We start from the raw sequence: 23,958 nt of genomic DNA, 5'->3' as shown, positions 1-23,958 counted from the left end.
GCGATCGGGGAAACGGCAAGGGAATGCGGCCGGCGGGGTGACCTGTCCGGCCGTTGTCGTTTTTTCTGAGACGCGGGGCTCTCGCCGGCATTTTGTCCTGTTGACAGGCTCTTTGGGAAAAGGTTAAAAAAGAACGCTACTTATCATGATAAAGAGATGGGGAGGAGTATGAGCAACGAAGGAAACAAAATCATTTATACCATGATGAAGGTCAGTAAGTATTACGACAAGAAGCCGGTCATCAAGGATATTTCGCTATCGTATTTTTATGGCGCCAAAATCGGCGTGCTCGGCCTGAACGGTTCCGGGAAGAGTTCCCTGTTGCGGATCATGGCTGGCGTCGACAAGGAGTTCAACGGCCAGGCGGTCCTTTCTCCCGGCTACACGGTTGGTTATCTCGAACAGGAACCGCTGCTCGATGATCAGAAGACCGTCCGCCAAGTCGTCGAGGAGGGGGTGCAGGAGACTGTCGACCTGCTCAACGAATTCAACGAGATCAACGCCCGCTTTGCCGAGCCGATGTCCGATGACGAAATGAACAAACTGATCGAGCGGCAGGGGGCGGTACAGGAGAAGCTTGACCATCTCGATGCCTGGGACCTGGACTCCCGGCTTGAGATGGCGATGGACGCGTTGCGTTGTCCCGAAGGCGATACGCCGGTCAACGTTCTTTCCGGTGGGGAACGGCGGCGGGTCGCACTCTGCCGGCTGTTGCTCAGGAAACCCGATATCCTGTTGCTGGACGAACCGACCAACCATCTCGACGCCGAGACGATCGCCTGGTTGGAGCACCATCTGCAGAACTACCCGGGGACGGTAATTGCCGTGACCCACGACCGCTACTTCCTTGACAATGTTGCCGGGTGGATTCTCGAACTTGACCGGGGCGAAGGTATTCCCTGGAAAGGGAACTACTCTTCGTGGCTCGAACAGAAGCAGAATCGCCTGGTCCGTGAGGAAAAGAGCGAAAGCGAACGGCAAAAGACCCTGGAGCGCGAGCTGGAGTGGATTCGCATGTCACCAAAGGGGCGACACGCCAAGAGCAAGGCACGTATTGCCTCCTATGAACAGCTTCTCGGTGAGGCAAGTGAGCGCCGGGCCAAAGATCTGGAAATTTATATCCCGCCCGGGCCGCGGCTCGGCGATATCGTTATTGAGGCTGATGGTGTGGCGAAGGGGTATGGCGAACGGCTGCTGTTCGATGGGATGAATTTTAAATTGCCGGCGGGTGGCATCGTCGGGATTATCGGTCCCAACGGCGCCGGTAAAACCACCCTGTTTCGGTTGATCACCGGCCAAGAACAGCCTGACAAAGGGACCTTCCGGGTTGGCGAGACCGTCAAGCTTGCCTACGTCGACCAGAGCCGCGACGCCCTGGGTGCCGACAAGACCCTTTGGGAAGAGATTTCCGGCGGACAGGATTCAATCATGCTCGGCAAAGTAACGGTAAATTCCCGTGCCTATGTCGCCCGCTTCAATTTTTCCGGGGCCGACCAGCAGAAAAAAGTCGGCATGCTTTCCGGTGGTGAGCGCAACCGGGTCCATCTGGCCAAAATGCTTAAGGAAGGGGCGAACGTTATCCTCCTGGACGAACCGACCAACGATCTCGATGTCAACACGATGCGCGCCCTGGAAGAGGCACTGGAGAACTTTGCCGGGTGTGCCGTGGTAATCAGCCACGACCGCTGGTTCCTCGACCGGATCGCCACCCATATTTTGGCATTCGAAGGGGATAGTCAGGTTGTCTGGTTTGACGGCAATTATTCCGAGTATGAGGAAGATCGGAAAAAGCGTCTCGGTGCCGCCGCGGAGATGCCGCACCGGATCAGGTACCGCCAGTTGACCAGGAGCTAGCCGGAAGCGGCAAATGCTCTACGGTGCATCGCGCCGCTCCGACCGACCATGCAGAAAAATCAAAGGGCGACCCACAGTGGTCGCCCTTGCTGCATTGAGCGCCGGCAAATTATTCCTTGCTGGATCAGCTATGTAAATGAGCGTTGGAAATGCAAAGACTAAAAACAGGAAACAAATGCGGTAATGCGAGGTTCGGGCAGGAAAGCCGAGCGCTTTTTCCATTCCGGTTGTCGGTTAACGGTGTCGATCCATTCCCCGGAACTTAGGAAAGATTTGACCACTCCATCTTTAATCAGTTGATTCAGGCTTGATTCAAGCGCTACGGTAATCGTGTCGTCCGCACATCGTACAAGTACTACCATTTCTCCCTCCTTTGCGGGAATGCTCAGAGGTAAGGGCAACGCAAGTATCCCTCACGAATGAGTTGAGATATCCTTCAACACTTACTCGTGAAATTCACCTCCGTTCCTTTCTTCAAGTACCAGCGCTTCTATGTATACACAAAAAACAGAAATCAGTAAAGAAAAAAGTATTAACGTAAGCTAATAATAACGTCGGGCCTGCATTGGCGGGCTTTCCCGTGTTGCAGGCAAATATGTTCGTCAGTACGGAGAGATTCGTTCCTTATTGATCGTAGGTTTTTTTGAGCAGATGGACGAAGAGGGCACCGATAAGAAAAAGCCCGGCAACAAGGCCGCCAATTATCCGCCGTTGGCGATGTTCGTTGTCAATCTGGGTCAGTTGACCGGAAATCTTCGCCAGCTCCTGATTGATCCGCCCGGATTCGCCTTGAACCTTGGCGGTGTTAACTTCATGGAATAACGCGTGGTAGCTGTTTCGCAGGGCAAACAGTCCTTTTTCGTAACGGTCGGTGTCGACTCCTTGCTCCTTGAGGTTTTGGATTGTGCTGCCAATGGCAGAGATATTCGCTTCGGTCTGCTGCATGGCGTTTTTGATGATCGCGGCCCGCTCATAGGTGTGGCATCGACTGCAGTTTGTCTGATTGATCAGGTCGAGGGTCACTTTATGGATATCGTGGGCGTGATGGCAGGTAACGCAGGTTGGCCCTCCTTTGCCGAGTGCTTTCCCATGGGCACTTTGGAGATAATCCTTCATGATGCCAATATGGCAGCGGCCGCAGAAGGCAGGAATAGCCGTCTCTTTTGGCGCACCGAGGAATCCCCGGGCGGGGCTCATGGCATTGACAGCATCGGTAGGATCTCCTCCGTGACAGTCGTTACAGGAAATGCCGTTTTCATCGTGGATGCTGTTTCGCCATTGTTTTACCGGAATGCCCCCTCTACCGGTCTGTGCTCCGTGGCACTGCAGACAGACTGTTTCCCCACGGGCAGCACAGGGGATGGCAAGGGAGAGTGCCAGCAGTGCGAAACAGAGGACGAACAGCTGAGAAATCGATGTCGGCAGTGGTGTTCTCATGAGAAGTGTCCCCAGATCATCATTGCAAAGTAGAGGAGAATCCCACCAACAAAACAGCCCATGAATACGGGCCTCTTGAGGGGGTGGCGTTCTTTGCCCCGGTCTATGAACGGTAGCAGCGCCAGAAAGGTCATTGCCACTCCTTGGACCAACAGTCCGATGACCTCGCTGGGAAACACCTTCAATGTCTGGTAGTTAGCCAGGAAATACCATTCGGGTTTGATATGGGCCGGGGTCTTGTACGGATCGGCGGGAATGAAGGCCGTTGTCGGGAAAAACAGGTAGGGGTCTATAAAAACGATCGCCGAAAAGATCGCCAGATAAATCAAGATGCTTGTTCCATCTTGGAGAAGATAATTGGGAAAGAAGGGGATGCCGTTGGAATGCCGGTCATAACGGAAACGATCGCCGGTCCAGGTGCTTTTCGTCTCCTGTTGGCCAAAGGGGGGGGAGGAAACGCCAATCCGCTCAAGGAGAAAAAGGTGAAGACCGACGAACGAGGCGATGATCAGTGGCAGCAAGGTGACGTGGACGGCAAAGAATCGTCCCAGAGTAGGTGGGCCGACCAGTTTGCCTCCGCGCAGAAATTCAACCAGATAGGGGCCGATGACGGGAATGGCTCCGGCGCTATTTGAGGCAACGGTGGTTGCCCAGAAGGAAAGCTGACTCCATGGCAGCAGGTACCCGGTGAGGGAGGTCGCCAGAACCAGATTGAAGAGAATGAAGCCGGTCAGCCAGTTGAGTTCCCGCGGGCTCTTGTAACTTCCCATAAACAATGTTGACAGCATATGCAGGAGGAGGACTGCTACCATCATGTTCGAACCCACGGCATGGCACATCCGGATCAGCCACCCGAACGGCACCTCGTTCATGATTATTGAAACGCTTTTGAATGCCTTGTCTGCGTCGGGAACGTAATAGACGAGAAGGAGTACGCCGGTAACCATCTGGAGTATGAAAATAACCAGCAACACACTGCCGAGCGAATACCAGGCGTTGATATTGCGGGGCAACAGATAGCCGGTGAGCCGCTTGTCGACAATGTCGTCAATACCGAGTCTGACTTCCAACCACGTGTGGATTTTCTTGAAAATGGCCATGCTATCTCCTAGCCAACGGTGATGGTGCCATTAGCGACGTGGAAAGGGAGTTTCGGCAACGGGCGGGGCGGCGGTCCGGAAATGACGATACCTTCGGGGGTATATCGGCCGCCGTGGCACGGGCAGAGAAAGTCCTGCTTGACGTTTTCCCATTGGACGATGCATCCCAGGTGGGTACAGACCGCTGAGAGTGCAACCAGTTCCCCATTCGTTTTTTTAATCACGACGCCGGTAGACCCCCGGAAGTCAAAAAATTTTGCGCCGCCGGGAGGGATGTCCGATTCCGGGAAGGAGACGGTTCCTTCGCCAGAAGTCTGCTTGCGGGGCGCCAGGTAGTTGAATATCGGATAGGCGGTCAGGGCGGTTGCTGCTGCCGCCAACCCCCCCAGGCAGAGTCCAAGAAAGGTGCGTCTGCTGTTAGTCTGCATGTAACCTCCACCAATAGGCGTTCGCGCTCTAGTATAAAGCCTTGTGGGAACTTTGCAACAGTGAAGGGCTGACCGGCTCTCATCCATGCATTTGCCGGAGTTTTCCCTTGATTTGGCATGATGATTCAATTAGTCTTGTTAAAATTTTGTATTTTATTGGCAAAGGAGGAAATGATGCCTTTTAGTGAGCCGGGCAAAACGAAATTCCAGGTTGATTTACGCCGACATCTGCGCGAACAGCAGATTGGCGATAACCTTGTCCATTTGATTTGTGAGATTGCCGAAGCAAGCAAGTATGTGATCAATGCCGTCCGAACCGGCGACCTCGGGGTCGCTGGTACATCTAATCTCTACGGCGAGGAACAGCTTGCCCTGGATGTGCTTTCCGACCGGATCATGAGAAAACGCCTGATCCATTCGGGGGTCGTCTGTAACATCGCCTCCGAGGAGATGGATGAGATTTTCCAGGCCCAAGCCGATGCTGCCGGGCTCTATTCCGTTGCCTATGATCCCCTCGACGGCTCTTCGCTGGTCGACGTGAACCTGGCCGTGGGGACCATCGTGTCTATCTACGAAGGCTGCAATCTGTTGCAGAAAGGGCGGAACCAGGTTGCCGCCATGTACATTCTCTACGGTCCGAGAGTTTCGCTGGTTTACTCGGTTGGCAAAGGGGTTCATGAATTTACCATGAACCACTTGATGGAGTACACGTTAACCCGGGAAAACATCACCATGAATTCCGAAGGTAACATCTATTCGCCTGGCGGTCTGCGTAACAAATATAATGCGGGAGACGAGAAGTTCGTTCGCTATTTGGAAGACCGGGGCGCCAAATTGCGCTATTCCGGCGGGTTTGTCCCTGATATCAATCAGGTGCTGATGAAAGGGAAGGGGATATTCATGTACCCCGCCCTGAATGGTTCGCCTAATGGCAAATTGCGCATTCTTTTCGAACTGAATGCGATGGCTTACCTGGTTGAACATGCGGGCGGTGCAGCCACCAATGGCCGACAACCGCTCCTCGATATCGAACCGGTTTCGCTGGACCAGCGAGCGCCGGTTTATATCGGCTGCAAGAACGACGTCAAGAAGGCGATGGAGTTCCTGGCCGAAGCGTAGCACCATCCCCAACGGGAATTGAGTGAGGTTTTCATGGAAGAGAACATCAAACAGTCAAGACTCTGTTCGGAAATTCAGCTGTTCGATCTTTGCGATAAGGGGGCAAAGGATACCTGCGGTCATCGCGATGGCCGATATTGTACAAAGGGAGATCTGTTAGCGAAATTCGAGGCGATTGCCGACGATGACCGTTCTCCCGAACAGTATCTGGCCGAGGAACTTGATGACACCGAAGGGGCTGATGATTTCGGCTATGATGATGCTTTTGGCGTCGATGAATACGAGGATGGTGACGAAGAATAGTTTTCCCCGAAATTTTGTTGTACAGGCCGTCCGTTATGGGCGGCCTTTTTATTTTATACTGGAAATAATTAAAGATAACCACCTGATCTACCGATAAAATTATTAATTATTGCTATCGGAGTTGTCATGGATATGAAACTTCTCATTATCGGCAACGATGCCGACCTGTTTGCACTGTTCCGGAAAGAATTCTCTGCCGAAGAAACGGACCTCGGTCTGACTGGCGATATTGCCGAGGCAATGAAGTTTATTGCCCAGCATCGTCCAAATGTGGCGGTGATCGACCTAGATGTCCAGGAGGGAACGGGGCTGGAGGCCTTAAGGCTTGCAAAGGAGGTTGATCCCTCGCTGTCCGTGATTATCGTGACCGGTTCCAAGGATACCCGTCAGGTCATCGAGGCAATGAAAATGGGGGCGTACGACTATCAGACGAGGCCCCTTAATATCCATAAAATTCGAAGTGTCGTGCTCAAAGCCGCCGAATGCAATCTGTTGACCCGGAAAACGGTCCGCTTTGCCGGGGGGAGAGAATCATTCGGGGCTGGAGACGGCCAAGGCGACGTTATGATCGGTGCGTCCCCGGAAATGCTTGAAGTTTGGAAAATGGTTGGGCGGGTGGCCGGCTCCAGTGCGGCGGTTTTGATTCAAGGGGAGAGCGGCACGGGTAAGGAGCTGCTTGCCAGGGCAATTTACAACTATTCCGAGCGTCATCACAAACCATTTCTAGCGGTAAATTGCGCGGCACTCCCGGAAAATCTGTTGGAAAGTGAGTTGTTTGGCCATGAAAAAGGCGCCTTTACCGATGCCCATACCCGGCGGATCGGCAAGTTCGAACAATGTAACGGGGGGACGATTTTCCTTGATGAAATTGCGGAAATGAGTTTGGCCAACCAGGGTAAGCTGTTACGAGTTCTTGAAAATCAGGAATTCGAGCGAGTGGGCGGCAATGAAACCATCAGGGTTGATGTCCGGGTTATTGCCGCTACGAACAAGAGTCTTGTCCAGGCGGTCAAAGACAAGTCGTTCCGTCTTGATCTCTTCTACCGCTTGCGAGTTATTTCATTCTTTCTTCCGCCTCTGCGCGAGCGAATCGAAGATATTCCCCTGCTTGTCGAGCTCTTCATCGGCAAGTTCTCCCATTTGCACGGCAAGTCGATTCGCGGCATTGCCCCAAAGGCCCTTGAACAGTTGATTGACCTTCCCTGGGAGGGGAATATCCGCGAGTTGAAAAATATCATCAATTCGGCTGTAGTCCTCTGCCAAGGGGATATACTGCTCCCTGAAGACTTCGCCAAGTTAATGCCGGAACGGGATGGCTGCCGGCATGTGGAGCACAGTGGCGCTACGGGGGATCTTGCGGCATATTTCCGGCAAATTTTGGAACCTGACTTTGATGTCATCTGCCGGAAAATGGCGGGAAAGGTCTATGATGCGCTTCAGGGGGAACTCGAACGGGTGGTGATCAGTATGGCTCTCGAACGGAGCGGCAACAACCAGGTCCACGCCGCCAAACTACTTGGAATCAGCCGAAATACCCTCCGCAGTCGGCTTGCTCGCGAGATGGCGTAAAACCGTGGCGTGCCGTGGCGGTCAGCGGGAGAAGAGACGCCGGCCAGCTTCTTCCCATCGATTTCGGGGAATGGTCAGGAAAACGTCGACGATTTCAGGGTCAAACTGACTTCCCCGGCAACGGGTCACTTCTTCAATTACTGCCGTAAAAGGCAAGGCCTTGCGATAAGGACGATCGGAAGTCATGGCATCAAGGGTGTCGACAAGGGAAAAAATCCTGGCGCCAAGAGGTATTTCGCCGCCTCGCAGCCCCTTTGGGTAACCATGGCCGTCGAACCGTTCATGGTGGGCATAGACGACCTCGGCCGGCCCTTTCAGGAACTTGATGCCTGATAAAATATCATAACCAAGTTGTGGATGTTTTTTCATTTCCGCCCACTCGGCTTCGTCCAGTTTGGCCGGTTTCAGCAGAATATTGTCAGAAATGCCGATTTTACCGATATCGTGGAGTAGGGCACCCCGTGCCATGATTCCCACTTCTGATTCGTGAATCCCCATGGTCGAAGCGAGCAGCGTCGTATAGTTCATTACCCGTTCCGAGTGGGAGCCCGTCTCCTTCTCCCGCGCGTCGAGTGCCTTCACGAGGGCGGTAAGGGTGTGGTTATAGGCAAGGTTGATATCTTCCATGGCAGCCCGGATTTGTCCGGTCTGTTCTTCGACCTTTTTCTCCAGATTGAGATGGTATTCCCGATTTTCAATCAAAAGATGCTGCTTTTCTAGAGAGTTGCGGATCGTCAATAACACCCGTTCAATATCGAACGGTTTGAGGATATAGTCATCGGCCCCCAAGTGGATGCATTTCATGGCTGTTTCCATGTCGCTGATTGCCGTGACCATCAGCACCACGGTATCGCTGCTGAGCCCTTTGATATCCTTTAGAACCTCAACACCGGAAATCCCCGGCATCATAATGTCCAGCAACGCCAGGTCAATTTTATTGTTGAGAAGAATGGACCGTGCTTCGTGGGCACTGCCTGCCTGGAAACAGGTGAAGCCTTCTCTGCTCAGAGCCGAGACAAGAAGTTCCCTGATCATTTCCTCGTCATCTACGGTGAGAATTGTCGCTTGCACGTTATTCCTCCCAGGGCTGGTGAAATGAGGGCATTTCGAGGACTTCCCGAACCTTGTCGGCCAGAGAATCAGGTGTAAACGGCTTCAAAATAAAGGCTGTCGGTTCACCGGCAACTCTGTGCGGCATAATCGTATCATCCGTATACCCTGACATAAACAGTATTTTTAAGTCCGGGCGAATTTCCCGGAAATTTTTGCCAAGTTGCAGACCACTTTTTCCCGGCATGACGACGTCGGAAAGCAGCAGGTCGATCTGCTCGTGATGCTGCGCGAACAGTTGCTCTGCAATGATCGGATCGCTGGTATGGAGAACGTTGTAACCTTGGCGGCGAAGTGTATGGAGCGCCAGGAGCAGGACCCCTTCTTCGTCTTCGACAATCAGGATTGTTCCGGACCCCTCCTTTGGTAGCGTTGTGCTCTGCTCGCCGTCGTCACTATTTTCTTCGTCAATACAGGGGAGGAACACCCGAAATGACGAGCCGGCATTGATTGAGCTGGTGACTTGGATATAACCATTACTCTGTTTAACTATGCCATAAACAGTCGAAAGTCCCAGTCCTGTGCCGCTCCCTTTGCTTTTCGTCGTGAAAAATGGTTCAAAAATTTTCTGCTTGGTTTCCTGTGACATGCCGACCCCATTGTCGTGGACAGCCAGCATCACGTAATGTCCGGCAATTGCTCCCCGGTTTTCCAGGATAAAGCTCTCATCGAGGTAAACGTCACCGGTCTCAATGGTGATGATCCCGCCGTCTCCCACGGCATCACGGGCATTGACCAGCAGGTTGATGATAATCTGTTCCACCTGGGTCGGGTCGGCCTTGACCGCCCCGATTTTTTCAGCGAGGCAGGTCTGCAGGACGATGTTTTCCCTGATGAGTCTCTTTAACATCTTTTCGACGTTGCGCACCAGGTGATTGATATTAATAACTTTAGGTTCGAGAATCTGCCGGCGGCTGAAAGCCAAGAGCTGTTGGGTCAGATCGGCTGCCCGTTCACCGGCGTGAAGGATGAATTCGATTTCGTTCCGGAATTGGCTGTCGCGAGGGATCTCGTGCAGCAGCAGCGAACTGTAACCGTTAATCACCGTGAGAAGATTGTTGAAATCGTGAGCGATACCTCCGGCCAACTGTCCGATTGCTTCCATCTTCTGTGCCTGACGAAGCTGGTCCATTGCCTGTTTATGCTCAAGTTCGGCCCGGGCGCTGTACAGGGCCAGCGCGGCCGTTTGGGCAAAGGCTTCGATCTCGCGACGTTCCTGTTCAGTAAATCCGTCCGGTTTGTTGGCGAGACCGATCATCCCGACTATGCTGGTTCCGACCCTCAACGGGGTGCCGAGGAATGAGGAGACCTGCGTGCAACTGAACTCTTCTTGGTTAAATAACAAGGCAAACTCTTCGCTGCTATTTACCAGCAGTGTGTCACCGGTCAGGGCTCGCCGGAAAAGGGGACATTCCCCCCGTTTAGCCAAATAGAAACCATCTCTGGCCAAATGGCCAATCATCGTCCGGTAGACGTTACATCCTTCTCGACCATGTGGCAATGAGGCCGAAACGGCCAAGACCCGTGCATCCCCCGATGGCAGCAGGTCATACAGAAAACCGAGTGCCGAATTGGTCAGAGAGACGCACTGTTCAACCAATACTTGGGCCATATCGTTAATGTTGCCGGTTTCGAGAAAACGAAGACTGGCGGTTGCCATCGTTTCCGAGAGTTTCCAGTTGCGGCGCTCGGATTCCTTGCTCCGTCGTTGCTCGGTAATGTCTTCCTTTACTTCAACGAAGTTCGTAATGGCCCCATGTTCGTTTTTGATTGCCGAAATCGAAACTCGTTCCCAGAACAGCTCGCCATCCTTTTTCCGGTTGCGTATCTCTCCGTGCCACTCTTTGCCGGCGGTGATGGTCTCCCACATCTGCCGATATTCTTCTTCGGGCATCAGTTGTGACTTGAGATTGTGCAGATTTAATTCGGTTGCTTCGGCGGCAGTGTAGCCGGTTAGTTGACAAAATTTGGGATTCACATACTCGATCAGACCATCCTGCTTGGTAATCACGATCGAAACTGGGCTCTGCTCTACGGCGTGGGACAGTTTGCGCAAATCTTCTTCGGTTTGCTTTCGCAACGTCACGTCGAGCAATGTGCCGATAATGGCGGGCCTACCGGTGAATTCCGCTTTTGTCCCCTGGACTTCGATAAAGATTGTGCTGTTGTCCTTGCGGATTCCTTCAATGGTGTACGGTTCCTGCGGAGGTTCCCCGTGGAGCCGCTTTTCGAGGTTTGCGGCGATGAATGGTCGGCTTTCCGGCGCTACGATGTCAAGGATTGAATCGAGAGACAGAATCTCGTCCTGGGTGTAACCGAAAATTTGCGCAAAGCGGGGGTTGATGTAGGAAAAATGATTCTCTTGGATGATGAAGATTCCCGAGAGGGACTGTTCGACCAGACTACGGAATTTGGTTTCGGCAAGTAACAGTGCATTTTCGATGGATTGTTGTTCGCGTCGGGCAGACGCTTCTTTCAGTTCCCGCCGGATGATCGGAACGAGGCGGCTTAGATGATCTTTGACCACGTAATCGCTGGCCCCGGCTCGCATGGTTTCCACCGCAACCTCTTCGCCCATTTTCCCGGATACAACGACAACCGGAATATCCAGCTGCAGACTCTTGAGCAGGTCGAGGGCCGCGAGGCCGGAAAAACGTGGCATGACGTAATCTGAAATGATTATATCCCAATTGCTTATGGCTAAAGCCTCATGTAGTGCTTCAGGTGTATCCACTCGCCTGAAGGTTGGCAGGAATGAGCTTTTGAGTTCCCGGACGATGAGTTCAGCGTCCGCTGGTGAGTCGTCGATGATCAGCACGCGGAGCGGAAAGAGATCGGTGGGTGTTGCCGGAGCAATTCCAGCGGGTGTCGTGTGGTGCTCGTTATTCATATGACTTCCGGAAGACGAATTAGGCCAGAACTTATTGTTATCATCATCGGCAGAAACAGGAGATAATTGAGCTGAATCTCTGTATTTGCGAAGGAAAATCGCTTTGGGGGACGCCATGGGTAGAGATCATGTCGGCAGGGCAGATGTTAATCCTTGGCCAAGGGGTGGGTTTTCATGAACTTGTTTTGGTACATTCTCTTGTCGGAAAGCTTGAGCGTTTCCTCAAGACGGTCACCCTTGGCGGCGGTTGCTGCGCCAAAGGACATTTTCAGGACAGGGCGGTGATCGTCGGCAGTCTGAGAAGCGATCTTGTTGGCAACCCTTCTGAGCGCCTCTTCTACGACTTCGGCGCCGGCCGAAGGAAGGAGGACGGCAAATTCGTCGCCGCCGATTCTGGCAACGACGTCTTCAGCGCGGAAAGCCCCTCTAAGGGTGAGGGCAGCCTTGATGATCAATTCGTCGCCAGCTGCATGGCCGAGGTTGTCGTTCACATATTTCAATCGGTCGATATCCGCCACGACAATGCTGACGGGAAACTGCCTACCTTGTTCCAGCCTTTCCAATTCCTCCTGGAAATAGGCCCTATTGTAAAGGCCGGTGAGCGGATCATGGGTGCTCATGTAACGCAGCTTCTCCTCCGCCTGCTTCCGCTCAGTGATATCGACAATGGTGCCGATCAGGCCGGCGAGCTTTTCGTCCATATCGTTGAAGGTTGCCATGTAAAGGATGACGTCGTGGACGATACCATCCGAAAAGGCGATGGAGCTTTCGTAAATTTTCGTCCCCCCGCAACTGAACAATTCATCATCGGCAGCTGTCAGACGTTCGGCAAGAAGGGAGGGGACGAAGTTGCGTACCGATTTGCCGACAACTTCTTCCTGGGAAAGGCCTGAAAACGTTTCGAAGGCTTTGTTGCAGCCGAGAAATATCCCTTCAACATTCTTGAAAAAGATCGGCGCCGGAATGGCATCGATGAGAGCCTGACGAAAGTGGAGCTGTTCTCGCAACTCTCGTTCGGCAGTTCTGCGCTGCTCACGCACGGATGCTTCACGCAACTCACGGCGGATCGCGGGGATCAGTCGGGCAAGATCGCTCTTCATGATATAGTCATGAGCACCTGCCTTCATGACTTTAACTGCCTCAAGTTCGCCAATTTTACCTGAAACGATTATGAACGGGAGATCGAGTCCCATTTCCTGGAGGATTGCCAGTGCCCTTACGGCATCGAACTGCGGCATGAAATAGTCGGACAGAACGATGTCCCATGTTTTCTCCAGTAAGGCATGCCGCATGGAGTCAGCGGTGTCGACCCGCTCATGGGTAATCTCGTAATCACGTTTCAGTGCTCGGACGAGGAGGAAGCAGTCATCCTCCGAATCTTCGATGACAAGCACACGCAGTGGCGGATTCAAATTGGGCTCCATAGGGTAGTGGATCGATTGCGCTGGGTTGGATGCCAAGTAGGATTGCAATAGAGTACTATTTTCAGTCACTATAGCATTGGAAATGGCAATTGGCAAATAGATGGGGGGTGTGTTATAAGGAGCCGACAGCCAAGAGATTTTTTGGGGGAAAGTGCAATGTCAACATTACGCAGGAGATTTTTCCTGACACTACTGATAGCTTTTCTTTGGACGACTGTTTTTGCCAGAAGTGGGGGGGCCGAAAACGCGGCGGCGAACACTGCGGTAACCGAAGGTGAGTTGGCCGCTTTACTGGTCAGAACGCTAGGTCTGGAGTCTGGACTTCCTGCCGATCCGAAACCTGCCGATTATCGTACCGTACTTAGTGGAAACAGGACGTACCATTTTGAAGCCGAGGATGTCTACGATACGCGGGGAGACAATACTTCTGTCCGCAGCTATCCTTTGTATGGCCCTTTTACCGGTTCCGGCTGGCTCAGCGGCCTTGCCGGTTCGACAAAGATCCGCTTTACGATTTTCCTCCCGCGGGCCGGTGAATATTCGCTGCATGTGGTTGCCCGGGGAGACGGCCAGCAGTGGCAGGCGGGCGACCGGATTTTCCGGGTCGATTCCGGCAGTTCTCTTCGGGAAGCCGTTGCTGGTAAGGTTGACCTGCCGGCAGGCAAGCAGACCATTACCCTGATACTTCCCCCAGAGGGTGCAGTGGATTCCTTTACCTTGAGCGCAGCTGCCGTCACGCCCCTTGAACCACTTGGCGGATGGGATTTTGCCGCAACCTTAACTTGGGGCCGGTTTGCGGAAGTGCTGGCATCAATGCGAAGCCTCGACTCTCAGCTTCCCGTTGACGGGCCCGGGGCGGTAAAAAACGTTAGCGTGGCGGATGCAGCGGTATTGCCGGCAACGGTGGAGACAACCGCTATCGACTATCTGGGTGCCCACACTGCTGCCCACTGGGTTCGGGCTGGAGTTGGTGGGGCACGCCTAGAAATCCCACTTCAGATTCCAACGGCTGGGGTTTACGGTGTTCGAATTCGGTTACTCGGGGAACAGGTGGCTGTATCCCTCGACAGTACCAAGGCCATCTGGCCGGGAAAGCCGTATTTTTCCTGGTTTGATCTTGGCCTGAAACGTTTTGCCCAAGGCAAACATTTGCTCGTTCTGGCACTGCCGCCCATGGGAGGAGCCGACGTCGTCGAACTGACCCGGTATAAGGCATCGCCTAGCGAGTATCTCAAACTGACGGGATTGCCGGACGCTGCCGGGATGCCCGTGCCCCGTTCCGAGTGTGTGAAGTATCTTAAGCTGGCCATTGACCTGATGCATGGCCAGAAGTAGAGTGCCGCCGGGTGGCTGATAAACCTTTTCTTCTCCCTTTGGCTGGGCTTGTGGCCGGCCTCATTCTCGCCCACCTGTTTGCTGTAACTTCTCCGCCAGCCCTTGTCTGGTGCGCATTGGCCGTTACCACGGTTGCTGCGTTCCAACGCGGCCGGGCCTTATTTCTCCTTGCCGTTGCGATCTTCTTTTTCGTCTGGGGTCTGGCCGCGCTCCGACCATTAGTCTCTCCTGCAATTCCAATTGATCACCTTCTTCGTTTTGTCTCTACTCAACCTGTCGTGGTGGAAGGGCTCATTGATCGCCGGCCGATGCTTGACGGCCGGGGAGAAACGCTGCAGCTGAAGGTGGAACGGCTTGTCAGTGCCGGTTCGGTCCGGAAGGTCAGCGGGGACGTGCTGTTAAAAGTGGCAGAGGGAAGCGGGGGCTTTCTTACCGGCGACCGGGTCAGATTCGTCGCCCGACTCAAGATTCCTGAAGTCTACGGCCTGCCGGGCGAATTTGATTATCCCCGTTATCTTGCCTATCGCGGAATCTCCGCTACAGCCTTTCTTCCTCGTGCTGCGGAGGTGGTGCTGATCAGGCAGGCGGTCGCGTACCCGGTCCAGCGGTTTTTCGATCGGACGGCACAGCGGCTCGGTAAGTACATCGGCGAATGCTATCCCGAGGAAGGCAGAATACTGCGGGCACTGCTAGTTGGCGATCGTGGCGGCATCCCGGAAGAAACCAAGGAGGCCTATTCGCTGGCGGGAGTCAGCCATATTCTCTCCATCTCCGGCTTCCATGTCGGTGTAATTGCCCTGACTGTCTACGGGATTCTCTTTCGGCTGCTTGTTCGATGCCGTTGGCTCGCCTGTCGCCTGAACCTGCGGCGCGTCGCCTTGCTGGCAACCCTGCCGCCCGTCGTTTTCTATCTGTTCGTGTCCGGGGCGGCTCCCGCAACCGTCCGCTCGGTGATCATGATTGTCGTCTGCACCGTAGCACTGTTTCTCGAACGGGAAAACGATCCGCTCAACAGCTTGGTGATTGCCGCATTCTTTATCCTGATTTGGACTCCGCAACTGCTTTTCGATATCTCATTTCAACTTTCATTCATTGCGTTATGGGGAATTCTTGTGTTGACGCCACTATTGCTGACACCATTCCACGGGATCGACAACCGCTTCCTAAAAGGAAGCTTGACTGTGTTGATGTCTTCCCTGGCAGCAACCGTAGTTACTCTCCTCCCGGTGATTTATCTGTTCCACCGTGCGTCGTTAGCGGGGATCATCAGCAACTTCATCGTTGTTCCGCTGCTCGGATACGGAGCGGTGGTTGCCGGCTTTGCCGCTCTCGTTCTTATTCCCCTTGCGCCGGTAATGGCATATCCTTTCCTGGTTTGCGCGGCCTGGACCGTCAGAGCCGCCGATTACGCAGTTGTCACTCTTTCCCGCATCCCTGTTCTGCCGTTCCATACCGTTTCGCCAGAGTCGCTGATATTGTTCGTGGTACTTTTATTTGCCATCACCTTTGTCAACGGCAGGTTCCGGGTCGTCTTGGGCCTTCTGGGGGCGGCCGGCCTGGTGCTGCTGAATTGGCCGCTTCCCGCGGCAACGGCTGGGGCATTGCGGATCACCTTTCTTAGTGTCGGTCAGGGCGAAGCGACGTTGGTCACGTTTCCCGACGGGAAACATATGCTTATCGATGGCGGCGGGACGCCGCGCGGCGACGGAAATGATGTCGGCAAGCGGTTTCTCGCCCCCGCCCTCTGGCGTATGGGAGTGACAAAGCTTGACTACCTTGTGGCGACCCACGACCATCCCGACCATATTGGTGGTCTCGGGTATGTTGCCGCGGTTTTTCCCGTTGGCGAGTTTTGGGAGACCGGTGCACCGTCAGAAAGTGAACAGTACCAAGCCCTGAAAGGTATCCTGCGGCAGAAACGGGTACCGGTTCGGAGTATTACTTCGGAATGCCGGCCGCTGACTATTGGTGGCTGTCTGATCGAGCCGCTCGCACCGTTGCCCGGTGACAACGAAGGGGCGGAGCGGGATAAGAATAATTCATCAATGGTGTTCCGGCTGACGTACGGCAAGAGTGCAACTCTCTTCACCGGCGATATCGGGGCTGACACCGAGGAACGGTTGTTGGCCGTTCCTGAAAAGCTGTGCTGCTCGGTTCTCAAGGTTGCGCATCACGGTAGCCGTCATTCAACGTCGCCGGCATTTCTTGCGGCGGCAGCACCACAGGTGGCGTTGATTTCAGCCGGCAGGGGGAATTCCTTCGGTTTACCGGCGGGGGAAACCCTTGCACGGTTATGGCAGCGAAGGATCGAAGTATATCGCACCGATCTGGATCAAACGATCCGGATTGAGAGTGACGGCTGCCGCGAGGTGGTCAAATCCTTCGCTGACGGGCATTTCCATTGACAAATTCATAAATTTATCTGATATTCTTCGGCAACTTTGCATAACCTCACGCCGGATTTCTGGCAGGAGCCTCATTCCATGGAACGGATTCTCGTCGTTGAAGATGATCGTTTTTTCCGTCAGATGTATGCCGATCTGCTGATGGAAGAAGGATATGAGGTTGATACCGTCGCGTCCGGCGTCGAAGCCCTCGATCTTCTGGAAAACAATGATTACCAACTGGTGATTACCGATCTGGTGATGCCGGGCATGAGCGGCATCGAGGTCCTGTCCCGGGTGAAACAGCGCTTTCCCACTGTTGACGTGATCATCGTTACCGGCCATGCCAATCTCGAATCGGCGATCTTTGCCCTGAAGAACGGCGCCCGCGATTATATCCTTAAACCGTTCAATCACGAAGAATTCAAACATACGGTGGCGCTCTGCTTCGAACAGCGCCGGCTGATCAATGAAAACTCCGAGTTGCGGGAGTTGCTCAACCTGTTTCAGATCGGTCAGAACATTGCCAACTGTATTGAAATTGACCGTCTCACCGCCGTTATTGTCGATGCCCTGGCTGCCGAAGTCGGCGTTGCCAGGGCAATCGGCGTTTTTCGGGACAAGAACGAAGTGTTCGGCTTGTGCGAATGGCGCGGGGTGGCGCCGGCGGCCGCTGAACAGCTTGCTGCCGTAGTATTGGGAATCATCGGCGATGCGACGCCGGACGTTGCCTCGACCATTCGGCGCCTTGGCGCCGACCAGCTTGCCGGGGTCACAGAGCTCGAAGACCAGGGGGGCTGCGGTGGATTGCTCCTGGTTCTCTGGTCGAAGAACATTCTCTACGGTGCGGTGCTGTTGCTGGGAGATCCGGCGGCAGCGGCGTTTCTGACCTACAAACAGCGAAGTCTCCAGTTCCTTCTCGAACAATCGACCTTGGCTTTGGAGAATGCCGCCCGTTATTCGATTGCCAAGGATATGCTCTACGTCGATGAGCTGACCGGTCTGTTTAATTACCGTTATCTGGATGTTTCTCTCGACCGGGAAACCAAACGGGCGGATCGTTTCGGTTCCGCCGTTTCGATGATCTTCATCGATATCGATTTTTTCAAGAAGGTCAACGATACGCACGGCCATCTGGTCGGCAGCCGGGTATTGCATGAAACCGGGCAACTGCTGAAGAAATCGGTTCGCGAGGTCGATATTGTTATTCGCTACGGCGGTGACGAATTTTCGATCATTCTCGTGGAAACGGGGGAGCGGGGGGCAGCAACGGTCGCGGAGAGAATTCGCCGTTCGATCGAGAACCATGTCTTTCTTGCCGGCGATGGTCTGGATATCCGGCTGACCGCCAGCCTCGGCTATGCCTGCTATCCCGATGACACCCAGTCGAAAATGGAGCTTCTCGAACTGGCCGATCGGGCGATGTATCGGGGAAAAGAAGAGGGGAAAAACTGTATTTTTCGGGCTACCGCTATTCGGTAGCCTTCAGCTAATTGTTTAGCTAAGTAAGGAGCGGCTGCAGGAATGATAACCGGTATTAAAGGGTTTAACGATATCCTCCCCGTTGAAGTCGGCGTATGGCAACACATCGAGACGACCGCCCGGCGCGTGTTCAGTCGCTATGGTTTTTCGGAAATTCGGATTCCGATCCTTGAAAAGACCGAACTTTTTGCCCGGTCGATCGGGGACGCCACCGATATCGTCGAAAAGGAGATGTATTCTTTTGTCGATAAAGGCGAAAATCAGGTCACCATGCGCCCGGAAGGAACGGCCAGCGTCATGCGGGCATACATCGAACACAAATTGTATGCCCTTGATTCGATGGCTAAGCTCTATTACATGGGGCCGATGTTTCGCTACGAACGTCCGCAGAAGGGGCGTTATCGGCAATTCCACCAGATCGGTGCGGAAGTCACCGGGGTAAACGATCCAAAGATCGATGCGCAGGTACTCACCATGCTCTGCCATTTCTTTGCGGAGCTCGGATTAACGGAACCACGCCTGCAGATCAATTCGCTGGGCTGTCCGGAATGCCGCCCGCGGTATCGCGAGGCGCTGAAAGCTTTTCTCAAGGAGCGGCTCGACCGGTTGTGCGAAGATTGCCAGCGACGTTATGAAACCAACCCCTTGCGGGCTCTCGACTGCAAATCGGCCCATTGCGCGGAGGCTACGGCCGATGCCCCGGCAATGATCGATTATCTGTGTGCCGGGTGCGCTGAGCATTTTGCCGCCACTCGCGGCTATCTGGAGCAGGTGGGGACCGAATACAGTATCAATAGCCGGATGGTGCGAGGCCTTGATTATTATACCCGCACCACGTTCGAACTCGTTACGGGGCTGCTTGGTGCACAGAGCGCCGTTGCTGCCGGCGGCCGTTATGATGGGCTCATTGCCGACCTGGGGGGGCCGGCTATCCCGGGAATCGGCTTTGCCATGGGGGTCGAACGGGTCGCATTGCTGTTGAAGGAGCGGGAATTCGTTGTCAGCCCTGATATCTATATTGCCGCCATGGGCGAAGAGGCCCAAAGCGAAGCCTTTCGATTGATGTGTGCATTGCAGCGTCTCGGATTGGCCGTTGAAATGGACTATGATGGGAAGAGTCTCAAAAGTCAGATGCGTCGTTCTGATAAATTGAAAGCTCGCTTTACTTTGATCATCGGCGGCGACGAACTGGCCAAACGAAGTGCAATGCTGAAGGCGATGGAGTCGGGGCACCAGGAGGAGGTAAACCTCGTACCGGCCGCGATTGCTTTGATTGTTGCCCGTTAGCGTATTCTTTTTTAAAAGTGTCTTGAAAGGCTGTCGCGCGAAGCGGATTCGTCGACAGCCTTTTTTGTTGCCGACCATGCGTTTGGGACGTGTCGTTTGCGTTCTATTCGAACTTTAATCCGCACTTAAGGAATTGACAAATCGGGACAATAATTGTATACAGTATCCACTAAGTATGATAAGCCCTTAAGGTCAACACTTCGTAATAACTACGAAATCAGGAGCAAATAAACGGGAGGGTATGATTATGATTGAAGCGTATCTCATGCATGAAGCCGAACGCAAGGCCCAGGGGATTCCCGCCAAACCGCTTGATCCGGAGCAGACTGCCGAACTGTGCAAGCTCCTGGAAAGTCCGCCGGCCGGCAAGGAAGAATTCCTGCTCGGTTTGTTGAAAGATCGGGTTTCTCCCGGCGTTGATCCGGCTGCCGAAGTTAAAGCCGCTTTTCTGGGCAAAATCCTTAATGGTGAGGCTTCCTCGCCGCTGATCAATCGTAAACAAGCGGTGCAGATTCTCGGCACCATGCTGGGTGGCTACAATGTGACTCCGCTTGTCGATGCTCTGAAAGATGGCGAGCTTGCCGATGAAGCTGCCAAGGCATTGAGCGGCATCACTCTTGTCTATGATGCTTTTGACCAGGTGCTCGAACTGTCGAAAACGAATGCTGCTGCTAAGAAGGTCATGGATTCGTGGGCGCAGGCCGAATGGTTCACCTCGCGGCCGGGGGTTCCCGAGACGATCAAGGTGAAAGCATTCAAGGTTGATGGTGAAATCAATACCGACGATTTCTCTCCCGCTGGCGATGCCTGGAGCCGGCCGGACATCCCGCTGCACGCCCTGGCAATGGGTAAGACCCGCTTTCCCGGCGGTCTCGATACCATTGCCCAGTTCCGTAAGGACGGTTACCAGGTCGCCTTTATCGGCGATGTCGTCGGTACCGGTTCGTCGCGCAAGTCGGCCTGCAACAGTGTCCTTTGGCATATTGGCGACGAAATTCCCGCCGTGCCGAACAAAAAACGCGGCGGCGTGATTATCGGCGGCGTCATCGCCCCGATCTTCTTCAATACCGCTCAGGACTCCGGCGCGCTGCCGCTGAAAGCCGACGTGACCAAGATCAAAACCGGTGACGTGATCGTTATAGATACGGTCAAAGGCGAGATCAAGACCGAAGGTGGCGAGGTGATCTCGACCTTCAAGATTTCTCCGAACACCCTGGCCGACGAATATCGCGCTGGCGGCCGTATTCCCCTGATTATCGGCCGTTCGCTGACCGACAAGGCCCGCAAGGCGCTGGGTATGGGTCCCACCGACGTCTTCACTCTTCCGGTCAATCCGCAGTCGAAGGCGGGGCAGGGCTATTCGCTGGCCCAGAAGATGGTCGGTAAGGCCTGCGGTGTGGAAGGTGTTCTGCCCGGTACGGCTTGCGAGCCGAAGATGACGACTGTCGGTTCTCAGGATACCACTGGTCCGATGACTTCCGACGAGCTGAAGGAACTTGCCTGCCTTAAGTTCCAGGCTCCGATGTTCATGCAGTCATTCTGTCATACTGCTGCTTATCCGAAGCCGGCTGACGTGAAAATGCACAAGACTCTTCCGGCCTTTATCGCCGAACGTGGCGGCGTTGCCCTGCGTCCCGGCGATGGCGTTATCCATTCCTGGTTGAATCGGCTGCTTCTCCCTGACACGGTCGGCACCGGCGGTGACTCCCATACCCGCTTCCCGATCGGGATTTCGTTCCCGGCCGGCTCGGGTCTGGTAGCGTTTGCCGGGGCGCTCGGCTTTATGCCTCTTGACATGCCGGAGTCGGTCCTTGTTCGCTTCAAAGGGAAGCTGAACCCCGGCATTACCCTGCGCGATGTTGTCAATGCCATTCCTTTCTGGGCGATTAAACAGGGGCTGTTGACGGTGCCCAAGAAGAACAAGGTCAACGTCTTCAATGGCAGGATTCTGGAAATGGAAGGGCTTCCCGATCTGTCGGTTGAGCAGGCGTTCGAACTGACCGACGCCGCTGCCGAACGGAGTGCGGCGGCCGGTTGTATTCAGCTCTCGAAGGAGAGCGTGGCCACCTACCTCCGCTCCAATGTTGCCCTGATGCGGAAGATGATCGCCGAGGGATATCAGCATGCTGACACGCTGCGGCAGCGGATCGCTGATGTCGAGGCGTGGCTGAAGAATCCTCAACTGCTTGAGGCTGACAAGAACGCCGAGTACGCTGCAGTCATCGAGATCGATCTGGCCGAGATTACCGAACCGATTCTTGCCTGCCCCAACGATCCTGACGATGTGAAGCTGCTTTCCGACGTAGCCGGAACGTCGATCCAGGACGTGTTCCTCGGTTCTTGCATGACCAATATCGGTCATTTCCGGGCCGCTGCCGAGATCTGGCGTGGCCGGAAATTTAATCCTGCCGTCCGGACGTGGATTTGCCCGCCGACGCGGATGGATCAGGCCCAGCTCAAGGACGAAGCGCTGTTTTCGGTGTACAGTGCCGTTGGTGCTCGCATTGAGATTGCTGGCTGTTCGCTCTGCATGGGTAACCAAGCCCGCGTTCCCGACAAATCGAACGTCTTCTCGACCTCAACCCGCAATTTCGACGATCGGATGGGGGATGGCGCCCAGGTATTCCTCGGCTCGGCCGAACTGGGAGCGGTGATCAGCAACATCGGTAAAATCCCGACTCCAGACGAGTACCTCGCCGTGTTCAAGGAGAAGATCGAGCCGAAGCGGGAGCAGATCTACAAATATCTGCAATTCGACGAGATGGATGGTTATAAGTAATAGGGCCTGAACGGTCTGCGGGCTGTTAGTTGTCGATGAATAAAGGGCCATCACCCGTAGGGGTGATGGCCCTTTACCGTTGTGATTATGATGTTGTTGTCGCTGATATTACCCTTTTGAATTTTCGTAAAAGAGAAAAACCAACAGTACGACAAGCGCCGAAGCAATAATCATCAGAATTAAGGCAATGATAGTGTTAATGATGTCCTTGATTTTTTCACCGGTAGTCCGCTCTTCCTTAACGTACCTGCCCATTATCCATCCTTAGCTGTGTTGTCCTCAAGCTGTTCCAATGAGGGGGCGCGCAGATCGTGCTGTTGCATTGAGAAAGGTCCGGGTGCTGATATGATAATATCATAGGCTGTTTAAACTGCACTACTGATAATTGTCGGCTGATTGGTTCTGACGTCTCGGTTATAGGGAACCGCGTATGCTGATCAAACGACTTATCCTCAAGAAACTGCTCAGTACCGGCGGAGTCGCCGAGTTCCTTCTTGTCAAACGAGAAGGGAATTACGAAGCGGCGTTGTTCATCAACGGCCGGTATATTCCGGGGCCGCCTCTGCCGGTGCCGCTTGATCCGTTAAAGGATGATCTTACCCACTGGATGGGAAATCGGCCCAGCGTTGGCTTGACCAACAGTGAAGCGGAACGCATTGTGGAAGAAGTTACATTCGAAAATGAGGTGTTTTCCCGTCGACAGTCGGCGGAGTGGAAGAAGCATTAGCACCGGCATTATTAATGACGTTGAAAAGGTTGGCCGATAATCACCCTGTGGTTAATTTATGGTTAATTATTGCTTGCTTGAGGAGTATGTTGTGTATACACTATAAGCGCATACTGGAATACGCCGGTACATTGTAGTGATCGATAAAGGCGTCGAGCACCTATGACCTGTATCTCCTCCAGAAAATTCATTGCTGCCGACAGTAACCTCTCCCAACTTCACTTCCTCCTTTTGACAAAGGTTCGACGTGGAGAACAACAGGCCATTATCTATAATGCGGGCCGGTTTTTCGACCACTACGAGAAAAAAAATCTCACCGAACTGCTGGATTATCGTTCCGATCTGATTGAAAATGCCGTTTCCCGTTTTCTTCTCCGGTTAGGGCTGCTTATTTTGATTGGCGGTTTAGCGGTAGTTGTCAAATCCGTCTATGCGTTTGTCGTGTTGGCGCCGATCATTTATCTCCTTAAGTCGGAAATCGGCATAGTGCGAACGGCGTGTCGTCATGATCACGCTCTAAAAGATTATATGCGGGTTCTCCAGGGAAGCAGCCCGACACGTCGCAGTACGTTTATCAAATCGATGGTTGAAAATGCGTCGCAGATTGCCGAATGTAACGGTTGAGCGCATATTGACTGAGCGACTGGGAACCGACCGACTGGTCGGTTTTTTTGTGTCCGCAATGTGGGTGCTTTGCCCTGGACCCTGTTTTCGATTGATTGGCTTGGAC

At 53.8% G+C, this 23,958-nt stretch carries 18 protein-coding genes; 11 read left to right on the top strand and 7 right to left on the bottom strand.

Features of this window, described 5'->3' with window-relative positions; genetic code table 11:
- The first annotated feature begins 168 nt into the window (after positions 1 to 168).
- Positions 169 to 1,854, top strand: a complete 1,686-nt coding sequence (gene ettA, locus QMN23_RS11425) for an energy-dependent translational throttle protein EttA (RefSeq protein WP_281999433.1) — start codon at positions 169 to 171, stop codon at positions 1,852 to 1,854.
- A 158-nt stretch (positions 1,855 to 2,012) separates the two neighbouring features.
- Here the strand turns inward: ettA and QMN23_RS11420 are convergent, their stop codons facing one another.
- From QMN23_RS11420 to QMN23_RS11405, 4 genes are all read right to left on the bottom strand, one after another.
- Positions 2,013 to 2,216 (bottom strand): GSU3473 family protein, encoded by a 204-nt coding sequence (locus QMN23_RS11420; protein WP_281999432.1) that lies wholly within the window; start codon positions 2,214 to 2,216, stop codon positions 2,013 to 2,015.
- Positions 2,217 to 2,478: 262 nt separating this feature from the next.
- Positions 2,479 to 3,291, bottom strand: coding sequence for a cytochrome c3 family protein (locus QMN23_RS11415; RefSeq protein WP_281999431.1), 813 nt, complete (start codon positions 3,289 to 3,291; stop codon positions 2,479 to 2,481).
- Complete coding sequence (locus tag QMN23_RS11410) at positions 3,288 to 4,391, bottom strand: cytochrome b (protein WP_281999430.1); 1,104 nt, start codon at positions 4,389 to 4,391, stop codon at positions 3,288 to 3,290. Before QMN23_RS11410 ends, QMN23_RS11415 begins: the two co-directional genes overlap by 4 nt.
- 8 nt (positions 4,392 to 4,399) lie before the next feature.
- A complete protein-coding gene (locus tag QMN23_RS11405; RefSeq protein WP_281999429.1) occupies positions 4,400 to 4,819 on the bottom strand; it encodes a ubiquinol-cytochrome c reductase iron-sulfur subunit in 420 nt (139 codons plus the stop codon).
- Between the two features lie 174 nt (positions 4,820 to 4,993).
- Here QMN23_RS11405 and QMN23_RS11400 point away from each other — a divergent pair, with 174 nt between their 5' ends.
- The 3 genes from QMN23_RS11400 (at position 4,994) to QMN23_RS11390 (ending at position 7,810) form a co-directional block, all read left to right on the top strand.
- On the top strand, positions 4,994 to 5,938 hold the full coding sequence (locus QMN23_RS11400) for a class 1 fructose-bisphosphatase (protein WP_282003877.1): 945 nt from the start codon (positions 4,994 to 4,996) through the stop codon (positions 5,936 to 5,938).
- A gap of 33 nt (positions 5,939 to 5,971) precedes the next feature.
- On the top strand, positions 5,972 to 6,241 hold the full coding sequence (locus QMN23_RS11395) for a hypothetical protein (protein ID WP_281999428.1): 270 nt from the start codon (positions 5,972 to 5,974) through the stop codon (positions 6,239 to 6,241).
- 126 nt (positions 6,242 to 6,367) lie between these two features.
- Positions 6,368 to 7,810: a sigma-54-dependent transcriptional regulator gene (locus QMN23_RS11390; RefSeq protein WP_281999427.1), complete on the top strand. Its 1,443-nt coding sequence runs from the start codon at positions 6,368 to 6,370 to the stop codon at positions 7,808 to 7,810.
- A 21-nt stretch (positions 7,811 to 7,831) separates the two neighbouring features.
- On the opposite strand, the gene QMN23_RS11385 is transcribed toward QMN23_RS11390, so the two are convergent.
- From QMN23_RS11385 to QMN23_RS11375, 3 genes are all read right to left on the bottom strand, one after another.
- On the bottom strand, positions 7,832 to 8,881 hold the full coding sequence (locus QMN23_RS11385) for an HD domain-containing phosphohydrolase (RefSeq protein WP_281999426.1): 1,050 nt from the start codon (positions 8,879 to 8,881) through the stop codon (positions 7,832 to 7,834).
- Between the two features lies 1 nt (position 8,882).
- The gene (locus tag QMN23_RS11380) at positions 8,883 to 11,810 is read right to left on the bottom strand and encodes a PAS domain S-box protein (RefSeq protein WP_281999425.1); all 2,928 of its coding nucleotides are present in this window, start codon (positions 11,808 to 11,810) and stop codon (positions 8,883 to 8,885) included.
- 146 nt (positions 11,811 to 11,956) lie between these two features.
- The gene (locus QMN23_RS11375; RefSeq protein WP_281999424.1) at positions 11,957 to 13,222 is read right to left on the bottom strand and encodes a sensor domain-containing diguanylate cyclase; all 1,266 of its coding nucleotides are present in this window, start codon (positions 13,220 to 13,222) and stop codon (positions 11,957 to 11,959) included.
- A 168-nt stretch (positions 13,223 to 13,390) separates the two neighbouring features.
- Between QMN23_RS11375 and QMN23_RS11370 the strand changes: the two genes are divergently transcribed.
- The 7 genes from QMN23_RS11370 to QMN23_RS11340 all read left to right on the top strand — a co-directional run bounded on the left by QMN23_RS11370 (position 13,391) and on the right by QMN23_RS11340 (position 23,852).
- Complete coding sequence (locus tag QMN23_RS11370) at positions 13,391 to 14,569, top strand: hypothetical protein (RefSeq protein WP_281999423.1); 1,179 nt, start codon at positions 13,391 to 13,393, stop codon at positions 14,567 to 14,569.
- Between the two features lie 11 nt (positions 14,570 to 14,580).
- Positions 14,581 to 16,974: a DNA internalization-related competence protein ComEC/Rec2 gene (locus tag QMN23_RS11365; RefSeq protein ID WP_281999422.1), complete on the top strand. Its 2,394-nt coding sequence runs from the start codon at positions 14,581 to 14,583 to the stop codon at positions 16,972 to 16,974.
- Between the two features lie 78 nt (positions 16,975 to 17,052).
- Positions 17,053 to 18,435, top strand: coding sequence for a diguanylate cyclase (locus tag QMN23_RS11360; protein ID WP_281999421.1), 1,383 nt, complete (start codon positions 17,053 to 17,055; stop codon positions 18,433 to 18,435).
- A gap of 42 nt (positions 18,436 to 18,477) precedes the next feature.
- Positions 18,478 to 19,722: a histidine--tRNA ligase gene (hisS, locus tag QMN23_RS11355; RefSeq protein WP_281999420.1), complete on the top strand. Its 1,245-nt coding sequence runs from the start codon at positions 18,478 to 18,480 to the stop codon at positions 19,720 to 19,722.
- Between the two features lie 247 nt (positions 19,723 to 19,969).
- Positions 19,970 to 22,501, top strand: a complete 2,532-nt coding sequence (acnB, locus tag QMN23_RS11350; protein ID WP_281999419.1) for a bifunctional aconitate hydratase 2/2-methylisocitrate dehydratase — start codon at positions 19,970 to 19,972, stop codon at positions 22,499 to 22,501.
- Positions 22,502 to 22,931: 430 nt separating this feature from the next.
- Positions 22,932 to 23,228 (top strand): hypothetical protein, encoded by a 297-nt coding sequence (locus QMN23_RS11345; RefSeq protein ID WP_281999418.1) that lies wholly within the window; start codon positions 22,932 to 22,934, stop codon positions 23,226 to 23,228.
- Positions 23,229 to 23,390: 162 nt separating this feature from the next.
- Positions 23,391 to 23,852: a hypothetical protein gene (locus QMN23_RS11340; RefSeq protein WP_281999417.1), complete on the top strand. Its 462-nt coding sequence runs from the start codon at positions 23,391 to 23,393 to the stop codon at positions 23,850 to 23,852.
- The last annotated feature ends 106 nt before the right edge of the window (positions 23,853 to 23,958 follow it).

This window comes from Geotalea uraniireducens (genome assembly GCF_027943965.1).
In the GTDB taxonomy this organism is placed as follows: domain Bacteria; phylum Desulfobacterota; class Desulfuromonadia; order Geobacterales; family Geobacteraceae; genus Geobacter; species Geobacter uraniireducens.
The sequence above is the reverse complement of the archived record's forward strand: the minus strand, read 5'-3'. Positions and strand labels throughout refer to the sequence as shown.